This is a genomic window from Amycolatopsis sp. ATCC 39116, assembly GCF_000231075.2.
Classification (GTDB): domain Bacteria; phylum Actinomycetota; class Actinomycetes; order Mycobacteriales; family Pseudonocardiaceae; genus Amycolatopsis_E; species Amycolatopsis_E tucumanensis.
Genome location: NZ_AFWY03000002.1, coordinates 26,319 through 38,451 on the forward strand (window position 1 = coordinate 26,319; position 12,133 = coordinate 38,451).

Below are 12,133 nucleotides of genomic sequence, written 5' to 3' on the forward strand. Positions count from 1 at the left end.
CACAGCGCACGTGGGTGTCCAGCGGGTAGCGCCAACATCACGCTTATGCTCGTTGACGTGTTCGTAGTCGCGCTGGTTCCGCTCGTGCTGGGTGTCGTCGTGGGCTGGGGAGGCCTGCTCGGCTGGCGGGAGAAACTCCCGCGCGACCGCGGCGCCGGTGTGCGCACGGCCGCCACCCTGCGCTCCGACGAGGCGTTCCGCGTCGCGAACCGCGTCGCCGGGCTGCCCACCATGGTCGCCGGGGTGATCGGGATCGTGGCCGGGATCGCCGGCCTGCTCATGCCGGGCACCGCGGGTGTCCTGACCGCGACCGCGATCGGCCTGGTCGGCATGTTCGCGCTCGTCGCCGGTGGTGGCGTGCTGGGCAACCGGGCCGCGGCCGCCGTGCCGCCGCCGGCTCCCGCCGCGCCGGCCGGGTGCTCCGGTTGCGCTTGCGGCGGGTGTGCCGTGCAGCGCGCCTAGTTTCGCTGCAAGTCGCCCGGGTGGGTGGCCAGCAACGCCGTCGGCACACCCTGGCGGCGCAGGACCTGGCCCCACAGGTCCCGCTCCGGCGTGGCCAGCACGTCGCTGGGCAGCGCCGGGACGATGAGCCAGTCACCGCGGTCGATCTCGCCGTCCAGCTGACCGGAGTCCCAGCCCGCGTAACCCGCGAACACGCGCAGGCCACGCACCTTCGGCACCAGCGCGTCCGGATCGGCGTCCAGGTCGACCAGCGCCACCGGACCACGCACGCCGATCAGCCCCGGCACGCCCGACGCGGTCTCCCCGGCACGCAGCGCGGCCAGGCACAACGCGGTCTTCTTCTCCACCGGGCCGCCGACGAACACCGACTGCGGCTCCACCACGTGCCGTCCCCAGCTGGGCAGCACGTCGTCGACCGGCACGTCGCTCGGGCGGTTCAGGACGACCCCGAGCGTTCCCTCCTCCCGGTGGTCGATGATGAACACCACCGTGCGGCGGAAGTTGGGATCGAACATCGTAGGAGCGGCGACCAGGAGCGATCCCGGTTCAACCTCGGCGTCCGCTGGCACGCACCCATGATCCCACTCCCGGAAAACAGGGCCGCACGGCCGGGAACAAGGCGCGGCCCCCACCCGTTGGACTGGGTGGCCGGCGCACTCCGTGTCCCCCGGGCTCACTGAAGAAAAGCCTTTGTGGAATACCGTTCGGCAGGAGCCACACTGCGCAATGCCGCCGAGAGGCGACCAAGTGCGCCGGCCCTCGAAATCTTCCCCTCCTTCCGGCGCGCCCGGCACCGTAAGCTGGTGAGCCGTGACAGCGAGTGCACATCCCGTCGAGAAGGTGTCACCGCGCGCGTTCTTCGCGATGGCGGGCTTCCGCACGCTTCTGTTCACCCGCTTCGCCGCCCAGTTCTCCGACGGCATGTTCCGGGCCGGGCTGGCCGGGGCGGTGCTGTTCAACCCCGAGCGCGGCGCCGACCCGCTGACCATCGCGGGCGGGTTCGCCGTCCTGCTGCTGCCGTACTCGTTCATCGGGCCGTTCGCGGGCGCTCTGCTGGACCGCTGGGACCGGCGGCGCGTGCTGATCGTGGCCAACCTGCTGCGCGGCACGGCGATCGTCGCGACCGCGGTCTCGGTCGGGCTCGGGTTCGCCGGGCTGGAACTGTTCGTGCTCGCGCTGATCGTGGAGGGCATCTCGCGGTTCGTCGGGTCCGGTCTGTCCGCGTCGCTGCCGCACGTCGTGCCAGCGGGCACCCTGGTCACGGCCAACGCGGTGGCGACCACGCTCGGCTCGCTGGTCGCGGTGCTCGGCGGCGGGGTCGCCATCGGGTTGCGGTCGTTGATCGGCGCCGGGAACACCGGTTCCGGCTGGACGACGGCCGTCGCGATGCTCGGCACTGTGGTCTCGGCCGCGATCGCCCGCCGGTTCGCCCGTGGCGCGCTGGGACCGGATTCGGTCGACGAGCCCAGTGATGCGTTCCTTGCCGTGGCCCGCGGCTTGGTCGACGGGGCCAAGGCCGCGCTGGGCGCGCCCAGCGTCGTCGCCGGGTTCGTCGCGCTGCTCGCGCACCGGGCGTCCTACGGCATTTCGCTGCTGATCACGGTGCTGCTGCTGCGGTTCAGCTTCACCGACCAGGGGCTGCTCAAGGCCGGGCTGCCCGGACTGGGGCAGCTCGCCGCGATGGCGGGCGCCGGGATCCTGTTCGCCGGCTTCCTCACGCCGCGGCTGGTGCGCAGGCTCGGCCGCCGCCGCGCGATCCCCGGCGCGCTGGTGGTCGCCGCGGTCGCGCAGGCCGGGCTCGGCCTGCCGATGCAGCTGCCGACCGTGCTGGTCGCGTCGTTCGTCATCACCGCCGCAGGCCAGGTCGTCAAGCTGTGCGTGGACTCCTCGATCCAGCACGACGTGCGCGACGAGGCCCGCGGCCGGGTGTTCTCCCTGTACGACACGCTGTTCAACATCACGCAGGTGATCGCGGTCTCCCTCGCCGCGACGGTCGTGCCGTTGACCGGGCGGTCCGTGTCGCTGCTGCTCGTCGCCACCGCGCTGTACCTGCTCGGCGCGGCCGGGTACCTGGTGATCGCGCGGCGCGCCCGCACCGAGTGACGGAATTTTCCCGATTACGCCGACCGGCGGAACGCGGCCCACTAGAGTGGCCCGCGTGAGCACCCCGGGGGACGACCGCGCGCAGAAGGAAGCCCGCAACGCGGCGATGCGTGAGACCGTCGACCAGTTGATGGACAAGTTCCACCAGCAGACGGCGCAGCTGAGGGAGGCGCAGGAGGCCGCGTCCGCCCTCACCGCGGAACTGTCCTCGCCGGACGGCCTGGTCAAGGTCACCATCGACGCGCAGGGCACGCTGGCCGACCTCAAGCTCGCTCCGACGACGTTCGACCGCACCCGCCCGGAGGCGCTGGCGCGCACGATCAGCGACCTGGTGCGCCGCGGGATGCTGCAGGTCAAGCAGCAGCAGGCCGAGTTGTTCCGGCCGCTGACCGCGGACCTGCCCGACCTGTCCGAGTTCATCGAGGGCGCGCCGTCGCTGGCCGGCCTGATGCCGGACATCCCGGACTTCCTCGAACCCGAGCCGGAACCGGAGCCGCGCCCCGCCGAGGACCCGGAGTCGCAGACGATCATGCGCCGGGACGCGCCGATTTCTGCGCCGGCACCGAAACCGGCGGCGCGCCGCCCGCGTCCGAGCAACGACGACGACGAAATGCCCGACACCTGGATGACGCGGGGTGACCGATGACCGGAGCCGGTACCGGCCATGACATGGACCCGGACACGGTCCGGTCCGGCGCGGGGAAGTTCCCGCCGGCGGGTGACGACCTGAAAGCCGCCGGCGCGGCGCTCAAGGCCGCGCTCGAGGCGCAGGGCGCCTGCTGGGGCAACGACGAGTCCGGCCAGGCGTTCGCCAAGGACTACGAACCGGCCGCGAAGAACTGCACCGAGGCCTTCGGGAGCCTCGACCAGGCGCTGAAGGACGTGGCGAAGGCCGTGAAGGACGCCGCGGACGCGACCGAGGGCACGCACAAGGACGCCGAGAAGGTCATCAAGAACACAGGTCAGGTCTGACCATGGGGATGGAGTTCCCCGAGGACGTCAAGTGGCTGCTGCCCATCGTCGTCGGCGAGCACTGGCCGGAGGGCGACGAGGACAAGCTGCGCGAGGTCCGGGACGCGTGGCTGGCCGCACGGGACGCGCTGGGGCCGATCGTCGACAAGGCGAACGGGGCCGCGTCGGAGGTGCTGAGCACCTGGACCGGTCAGCCCGCGGTCGAGTTCCAGAAGATGTGGGACAAGTTCGTCACCGGTGACGAGGCCTACTTCACGAACCTGACCAAGGCGTGCGAGGCGCTGGCGCAGTCGGCGAACGCGACGGCGCTCGACGTCGAGTACACGAAGTACATGATCATCGCGTCGCTGATCATCCTGGCGATCCAGATCGCGGCGATGATCGCGGCCGCCGTGGTCACGTTCGGCGGGTCGACGGCGGGCATCGTGCCCGCGCAGATGGCCACGCGGATGACCGTGCAGATGGTCTTCCGGCAGCTCGTGCAGAAGATGCTGCAGGAGGGCTTTCGCAAGGTCGCGATGCAGTTGCTGAAGCGGCTGGCCAAGGAGATCGCGATGAACGTCGCGATGAACCTGGCGCTGGACGGCGGCATCCAGGCGCTGCAGATGGCCAAGGGCGACCGCAAGAGCTGGGACTTCGACAAGACCGCCGGTGCGCTGGCCAGCGGTGTGGCCGGTGGTGTCGCCGGGGCGGCCGGGCACGCGATCCCGAAGGGCGCGACCAAGGGGCTGCAGGACAGCGTCGCCGGGCAGATCGCGGACCGCGCCGTGCGGGAGGGCGTGCGCGGGGCCGTCGAAGGTGTGGCCACGACGGTCGGGCAGGCCGCGCTGACCGGCGACCTCGGCAACCTGAAGATGCAGGACCTGGCGATGGGCGCGTCCGCGGGGGCCGTGGACCGCGCGACCGGTGGTGCCAAGGACCAGATCAACGAGATCAAGAGCTTCAACGCCGACGTGCGGGCGGGCAACATCAAGGTCGACGGTTCGCCGGTGGATTCCGGCTCGTCGGACTCGGGTGGTTCGTCGTCGTCTTCGGACTCGGGTGGCTCGTCCCGTTCGGATTCCGGTGGTTCGTCGCGCTCCGATTCGAGCGGTTCGTCGTCTGCGCCGGCCGCGCGTGAGCCGGCGATGGCCTCGTCGGGCAGCTCGTCCGGGTCGGTGTCGAACGCGATCGCGAACGACCGGGTGAGCGGCCAGTCGGCGGTGGTGGCGGATCGCCCCGCCACCGCGGCCGAACCGCCACGGTCCACTTCGGACGGCGGTTCCGCGCACCAGGGCGGCCAGGCCCCGGCGGCGTCGACGGCCGCACCGGCAGCCCCGGTCGGCGGCGCACCAGTGGGCGGCGCCCCCAGCCAGGCCGGCGGGGGTTCGACGGGAGGTACTTCGGGCGGTTCGTCGGCAGGCGGCTCGTCCGCGGGTTCGTCCGGTGGTTCGTCGGCCGGAGGTTCCTCCGCTGGTTCGTCCGCAGGCAGTTCGTCGTCCGGCGGCTCGTCCGCAGGTGGCTCGTCATCCGGCGGTTCGTCGGCAGGCGGTTCGTCGGCAGGTTCAGGGGGCAGCTCCTCCGCGGGCTCGGCCGGCAACTCCGCGGGCGGTTCTTCCGCTGGTTCTGCCAGCGGTTCTTCTGCTGGTTCGTCCGCCGGCTCGTCCAGCGGCTCCGCCGCAGGCTCCGGCAGTGCTTCGGCGGGCTCCCCGTCCGGCAGCTCCTCCGCGGGCTCGGCCGGTGGATCCTCCGCGGGTTCCGGCAACACGGGAGGTACCTCGTCCCGCGGCACGTCCGGGACTTCGGACGGCGCCCCGGCCACCGGTGCGGACCGGGTGCCCGCCCTGGCCGGTGCGGGTCCGGCCCAGCCGGGCAGCGGGTTCCCGCCCAACGACCCGTCGACGAACCCGGACGGCGTGGCAGCCGCCGGTTACACACCCGGTGGCTTCGGCCCTACCGGAGGCGCACCTTCGTCGCCCCAGCACGGCGACCGGGGACAGCAGCCGCCGCCGCAAATGCCTCCCGCCGCGCCGATGCAGGGTTACCCGGGTGGCGCACCTCAGGGCTACGGTCAGGGTGCTCAGCCGCCGCGTGCTCCGCACGCCGGCCCTCCGGTGCAGGGCAGGCCGCCCCAAGGCTTCGCCCAGGGCGCACCGTTCCAGGGTCGGCCACCTCAGGGCGCCCCCGCACAAGGCGCGCCGTTCCAGGGACAGCCGCCCCAAAGCGGCCCGGCACAGGGCGGTCCCGTTCAGGGTGGCCCGGTTCAAGGTGGCCCGGCGCAGGGCGGCCCGTTCCAGGGGCAGCCACCTCAGGGCAGGCCCCCCGCAGGGATTCGCCCAAGGCGCACCATTCCAAGGCCAGGGCGGCCCGGTGCAGGGCAGGCCACCCCAAGGCGCTCCACTCCAAGGCCAACCGCCGCAGGGCAGGCCGCCCCACGGCACGCCCGTGCAAGGCGGTCCCGTCCAGGGTGCGCCGATGCAGGGCGGCCCTGCCCAAGGCGGCCCTGCCCAAGGCGGCCCGGTTCAAGGCGGCCCAGTTCAGGGCGGCCCTGCGCAGGGTGCACCGATGCAGGGTGGCCCGGTTCAGGGCGGCCCGGTTCAGGGCGGTCCCGTTCAGGGCGGTCCGTTCCAGGGGCAGTCACCTCAGGGTGGCGCCCCGCAAGGCGGGCAGGTCCGGCCGCCGGTTCAGGGGCAGCCGCCCCACGGCGGTCCCGCTCAGGGCGCGCCGTTCCGGGGTCAGCCGCAGAGTGGGTACGGCAACACGCCACCCCAGCGCCCGATGGGCACGCCGCCGAACGGTGGTCCGCCCCGGCCGCCTCAGGGTGGGTACGGCCCGCCCTCGCAGCAGCCACCGACTTACGGGCCGCCGTCGCAGCAACCGCGCTCGCCGCAGGGCGGGCAGCCGTACGGTCCGCCACAGCAGACTCCGCAGGGTGGATACGGCCAGCCGTCGCAGGGCGGGCGGCCTGGCGCGCCCACGGATCCGCGCTGGATGCTGGCCACCCCGCCCGAGCAGCCGGCGCCGCTCCCGCAGGCGGGCCCGCCGGCCGAGACGCCCATCTCGCGCGACACGCCCGTGCCGACGCGCGAGACCGCGGCGCAGCCCACGGCCGAGGAAACCGCAACCCCGCGCCGCGAGGAGACGCCTGCCGCCGAACGCACCCCCTTCGACCCGGCGCAGGACACCGTCACCCCTCCGCGCGAGGACGCGCCCGCCGCCGAGCGGACGCCGTTCGACCCGCCGCAGAACACCGCAACTCCTCGCCAGGAGGCACCCGCGGCCGAGCGCAGCCCGTTCGACCCCGCCGAAGACACCGCGACGCCACGCCGCGATGAAGCACCCACCCCCGAACGCACCCCGTTCGACCCTGCGGAGGAGACGGCCACCCCACGGCGCGACCAGGCACCCTCGGAACGAAACCCGTTCGACTCCGCCGAAGACACCGCCGCCCCCACGCGCGACCAGGCACCCTCGGAACGAAACCCGTTCGACTCCGCCGAAGACACCGCCGCCCCCACGCGCGACCAGGCACCCGCCGAACGAAACCCGTTCGACCCCGCGGAGGACACGGCCACCCCTGCGCGCGACGAGGCGCCCGCCGCCGAGCGCACCCCGTTCGATCCCCCGGAGGACACCGCCACCCCGACCCGCGAGGACGCGGTGCCGGAGCGCGACCGGCCGGTCGTCGACGAGCCGTACATCGCGGACCTGGACTTCCGCACACACGACCGCGCCGACTTCGACGCCCTCGGCGAGGACCAGCTCGCCAGCGGCATCGTCGACGAGCGCACCGGCAGGCTCACCCACGAGCACGAGTTCCTCGAAGCGCTGCAGATGCGCGACCTGGACGCGGCTCTGCGCCACATGACCGACAACGGCGCCTACGCCGTGCACAGCTACACCTCGAGCGCCGTCTTCGACGTCATCAACGACGCACTGCGCACCGGGCGGAACCTCGACGAGGTCATGCCGATGGTCCGCGCGCTCGTGTCCGGCCTGAACGAGATGCCGCGGTACGAGGGCGAGACGGTGCGCCGGGTCAACGTGCGCGGCGAGGCGGCCGCCATCGTGGCCAGCCGGTACGAAGTCGACGCGGTCGTGGTCGAATCGCAGTTCCTCAGCTCGAGCCGTTCCGACATGGGCGCGGCCATGTGGCCCGGCGACGTCGAGATGATCATCGAGGGCAAGACCGGTCGATACATCGAGTCCCTGGCCTCGAACAAGGCGGAACACGAGGTCCTGTACAAGCCGGGCACCCAGCTGGTCGTCAAAGAGAAGATCGAGATCGAGACCCCGCACGGCGGCAAGAAGTGGGTGATCCGGCTCGAGGAGATCACCCCCGACGACCCGCGTTACCTCCCGCCCGACGCCGCCAAGCAGCAGATGGACCGCAACCGCGAGGTGGCGGACGTCCAGGCAGCGGAGATCCACGCCGCGTCCCAGCGCGAGTTCGCGCGCGCCTTCGGCGGTGAAGCCGCGGCGGCCGATGTCCCGGCGAAGTCCGACTCGGACACCACGTCGAAGCCCCCACAGGAAGCCCCGAAACCGCCGAAGATCGGTGAACCGGCGAACGGCTGGGGTGGCATCCGCCGGTCCTCCGACGTCGTCGGTGAGCCGGCCATCCACGCGCGGAGCACGGATCCCGTCGACCCGCGTGCCCAGGCCACCGGCCCCACGCCGCTCACCCGCAACGCCCACCAGGAGGTCCGGTTCCTCCGCGAGCACCTGCCGGAGATCGCGGACGTCAACACCCGCGGCTACTACGCCGACGCGATGCCGGAGGCCTACCGGACCAACTCGGCCGAATCCGTGCTCGCGTTCGAGCTGCGCATGGAAGGCATCCAGGCCGAGGCACAGCCGGGCAGGCCGGACGACCCGCGCGGCAGGGACTTCCTCGCCAGGCAGCTCGGTGGCGAGTTCCACCAGCTGCCGGACTACAACAGCGTGGTGCGCGAGATGGCCGGGCAGCCGGTCGGTTCGCGGGCCGTGCTGTCGGTCGACACGCCTGACGGTCAGCGCGCGTTCAGCGTGGTCAACACCGAACACGGGGTGGCGCTGGTCGACCCGATGACGAGCCGGCTCGCCGACCTGCCGCCGAACCCGTCCGGTGTGCACCTGATGCAGACGCACAGCGGCGACGGCACGCCGTTGTCCAGAAAGAGCGAACCGGCGCCGTCCACCACGCCGGAGCCGCCGGTCAGCCGGATCAGCGAGCTGCTCGGCGCAGGTCCCGAACGCACCGATCCGGTTTGGAACCCCGCCGCGGGCGACGCGCTGCGGAACCGCCTGGACGGCGTTCCGGCGCAGCCCGGCTCGGCGACGCCGGTCCGCCCGGACGAGGCGCCGGGTTCGCACCCGCACCAGCAGCCGCCGCCGCACCAGGGCGGGCCGTACCAGCAGCAGGGGCAGTTCGGGCCGCCTCAGCAGGCGCCTGTCCACAACCCGTACCAGCAGGGGCAGCACCAGCAGCCGGTCCACAACCCCTACCAGCAGCAAGGGCAGTTCGGACCGCCCCAGCACACGCCGGTGCACAACCCGTACCAGCAGCCCGCGCCGACGCAGCCGAACCAAGCCGGTCCCGCGCCGGTTCACCAGCAGCACGGGCAGTTCGGGCCGCCTCAGCAGGCGCCCGTGCACAACCCGTACCAACAGCAAGCGCCGGTCCAGTCGCAACCCGGCCCACTGGTGCAGCAGGGCGTGCCGCTGTTGCAGAACCAGCCGGCGCCCTGGTCGAACATGGCCGGCGCGACACCGCTCCACCAGCTGCCCGCCATCCACGCGGGCACTGTCGGCCCCAACGAACGCGCCTACGTCGCGGCGCGGCACCCGGAGCTGCCGAACGTCAACCCGAACCGCGTCCTGCCGAACGCCGTGGACATGGGCTACTGGCACAACTGCACTCGGTGCGTCGTGGCCTACGCGCAGCGGCTGATCGGGATCGACGCGCAGGCCGATCCGGTCCTGCCCAAGGACCTCGCGGCCTTCGACCGCATGAAGTGGCTGGAGGACCAGCTCGGCGCCAAGTGGGTGCACGGTGTGGGCAGCTACGACAATGCGATCGCGCGCGTGGCGAACATGCCGCACGGCTCGCACAACGTGATTTACGTGTCGTACCAGCAGCCCGACGGTTCGCACCAGGCGCACGTCGCCCTCGCCGTCAACACGCCGGAAGGCGTCGTGTTCATAGACCCGCAGAACGGCGGGTTGATGAGGCTTCCGACCAACCCGACGAGCGTCAGCCTCCTGCCGTTCGGGTCGCTCGCCACCAGCAACGGGCTGGCGGCGAACCCGCAGTTCGCGCTGCCTTACGGCACGCAGCAGGCTCCGAACGCGCCCGGCCCGCAGACCCTCAACCTGCAGGCCCCGAACACCCCGGGGCCCGCTCCGCAGACGGTCAACCTGCAGGCGCCGAACACCCAGGCGCCGAACCCGCAGGTCCCGGACACGCCGGTCCAGCAGACTCCGCAGGTTCCGGACACGCCGGTCCAGCAGATCCCGCAGCTGCAGGACACTCCGATGACGCCGCTGCAGCACGGCTCGGCGACGCCGACGACCCCGATCATCCTGGGGCCGTTCATGCCGGTCGAACCGCCCGTCCACGACGGCGGAACGCCGGACGGACACGACACCCTGGAGCTCCAGCGCGACCAGGCATCGCAGGCGGACGCGCCGGCCGACCGAGACGGGACGCCGGAGGAAGCGGCACCGCGGGACGAGACGACTCGCCGGGACGAGACTCCCGAAGAGCAATCCCCGCGCGACGACACGCCGCGCGAACCGGAGCCGCGGAATGACCGCCGCGACACGCTTCGAGATGGGATCCCGGAGGCACGGGACACCCTCCCGGACGCACGACAGGACGACACCCCGCAGGCACCAGCTCCCCGGGACGAGACCCCGCAGGCGCGCGACACCCTCCCGGACACACGGCAGGACGACGCTCCCGAAGCACCGGCTCCCCGGGACGAAGCCCCCCAGGCACGCGACACCACTCCCGACGCCGCAAGCCGACAGGACGACACCCCGCTGGCACCAGCTCCCCGGGACGAAACCCCGCAGGCACGCGACACCCTCCCGGACACACGGCAGGACGACGCTCCCAAAGCGCCAGCTCCCCGGGACGACACCGCCGAGCCACGCGACGTCACCTCGAACGAGCCGGTGCCCCGGGATGACACCGCCGAGGCGCCGACCTCCCGCGACGAAACCCCCGCGGATCCGGACGAACCCGCACCACGGGACGAGAACCCGGACGACCACCGGGCCGCGGACGACACCGCGGACCGCGGCGCGGACGATCTCCGCCCCGGCGAGGACACCGTCGTCGTCAACGGGCAGACCATGCGCGTCGACGACGCGTTCCAGCGGCTGCTGGACGAGCACCCCGAGCTCCGAGACGCCGTCGACAACAACCCGGGCTTCCGGCGCCTGCTCCTCACCAATCTGGGCATCCTGGTCAACCTGATCACCTACCCGGACGCGATCCCGGTGGTCGAGGAAGCCTGGGACGAGCGGCTGCCGATGCCGAAGTTCCCGGACCACGTCGAGGCGGACTTCCGGCCACCGGCCGAGCACCAGCCGCCGCCCGAGCGGCCCCAGCAGCCCGGCTTCCCCCCGGCAGGCGGAAGCTTCCCCCCGGCAGGCGGAAGCTTCCCGCCCGGCGGCATCGGTGACCAGCTGCTGCCCGGGTTCGACCCCTCGCGCGCGAGCGACCCCGCCTACACGGACGCCTACCTGCGCGACCAGCTGGAGCGCGCCGCCGCCGCACGGCGGGAGCTGGACTCGGCGCTGGGTGGCATCGCGAACGCGGTCGGGGGCACCGCCCTCCCCGCGACCTCACCCGGCTGGGACGAGCTCCAGCGGAACCTCGCCGGTTTCGACGGCGACGCCTCCCGCCTGTCCGGCCTCGCGTCCGCGGGGATGCAGGTCGGCAGCGCGGACGACGCCTACCGCGCGGCCGCCCAGCTCGCCGGCACCCCCGGCATGGAGGTCCTCGCCACCGAGGACCGGCTCGCCCAGGGCGGCGGACTGGACATGCAGGTGCGCACCTCGGACGGCACGGTCGGCGCGGTCAGCATGATGCCCCCGATGCCGGGCATGGCCGGGCCGGGCGCCGCGGGCGGCACCGCCCGGGGCGGCAGGCACCGCAAGCTCGACGGACCCCAGCAACCCCTGGTGGAGGAAGCCGTCGAGGTCCCGACCCCGCAGTACTTCAAGTGCTTCAACAAGACCTACAGGGTCGACCGGGACGGCGACGGCAACCTCACCGGCTTCCTGCTCAACGTCCGCACCGGCCAGTTCGAGGAGAACAGCACGCACCTGGAGAAGGTCCTGCAGGACGAGCTGCCGTCGAACTTCCGCTCGCTGACCGAGGCGGAGTTCATCGCGGAGACCGAACGGGAGCGCGCCTTCTACCTTCGCGGCGAGGGACCGTTGTTCGCGCTCTACGCCACCGTCGACGGGATGCGCAAGCAGGCCAAGGAAGAGGGCCGGGCGCTCACCGCCCAGGAGGAGTCTTTCATCGAGTCGGTGCAGCGGCGCACGTTCGGCATGTGGGAGGCGCAGCCCGCTGGTTTCCCGTGCACCTCCATCCTCGCGTGAGCTGGTTACAGTGAGC

7 protein-coding genes are annotated in these 12,133 nt (G+C 72.6%); 5 read left to right on the plus strand and 2 right to left on the minus strand.

Features of this window, described 5'->3' with window-relative positions; translation table 11 throughout:
• Positions 1 to 57: 57 nt before the first annotated feature.
• Positions 58 to 462, plus strand: coding sequence for an SdpI family protein (locus tag AMY39116_RS0302815; RefSeq protein ID WP_027935573.1), 405 nt, complete (start codon positions 58 to 60; stop codon positions 460 to 462).
• Here AMY39116_RS0302815 and AMY39116_RS0302820 read toward each other — a convergent pair.
• Positions 459 to 1,094 carry a YqgE/AlgH family protein gene (locus tag AMY39116_RS0302820; RefSeq protein WP_255346830.1) on the minus strand — a complete coding sequence of 212 codons (636 nt, stop codon included), beginning with the start codon at positions 1,092 to 1,094 and terminating at the stop codon, positions 459 to 461. The two genes, AMY39116_RS0302815 and AMY39116_RS0302820, sit on opposite strands and share 4 nt — an antisense overlap.
• A 232-nt stretch (positions 1,095 to 1,326) precedes the next feature.
• Here AMY39116_RS0302820 and AMY39116_RS0302825 point away from each other — a divergent pair, with 232 nt between their 5' ends.
• The 3 genes from AMY39116_RS0302825 to AMY39116_RS0302835 are packed head-to-tail and all read left to right on the plus strand — an operon-like array spanning position 1,327 to position 3,537.
• On the plus strand, positions 1,327 to 2,565 hold the full coding sequence (locus AMY39116_RS0302825; protein ID WP_039791177.1) for an MFS transporter: 1,239 nt from the start codon (positions 1,327 to 1,329) through the stop codon (positions 2,563 to 2,565).
• 55 nt (positions 2,566 to 2,620) lie between these two features.
• Entirely contained in the window at positions 2,621 to 3,211 is a 591-nt protein-coding gene (locus tag AMY39116_RS0302830; RefSeq protein ID WP_020416205.1) for a YbaB/EbfC family nucleoid-associated protein, read from the plus strand.
• Positions 3,208 to 3,537 carry a hypothetical protein gene (locus AMY39116_RS0302835; RefSeq protein WP_027935574.1) on the plus strand — a complete coding sequence of 110 codons (330 nt, stop codon included), beginning with the start codon at positions 3,208 to 3,210 and terminating at the stop codon, positions 3,535 to 3,537. The genes AMY39116_RS0302830 and AMY39116_RS0302835 overlap by 4 nt, the downstream gene beginning before the upstream one ends.
• 247 nt (positions 3,538 to 3,784) lie before the next feature.
• Here the strand turns inward: AMY39116_RS0302835 and AMY39116_RS44575 are convergent, their stop codons facing one another.
• Entirely contained in the window at positions 3,785 to 5,284 is a 1,500-nt protein-coding gene (locus tag AMY39116_RS44575) for a hypothetical protein (protein WP_051123471.1), read from the minus strand.
• A gap of 1,223 nt (positions 5,285 to 6,507) precedes the next feature.
• Here AMY39116_RS44575 and AMY39116_RS42130 point away from each other — a divergent pair.
• Positions 6,508 to 12,117 carry a toxin glutamine deamidase domain-containing protein gene (locus AMY39116_RS42130; RefSeq protein WP_020416207.1) on the plus strand — a complete coding sequence of 1,870 codons (5,610 nt, stop codon included), beginning with the start codon at positions 6,508 to 6,510 and terminating at the stop codon, positions 12,115 to 12,117.
• Positions 12,118 to 12,133: the final 16 nt, after the last annotated feature.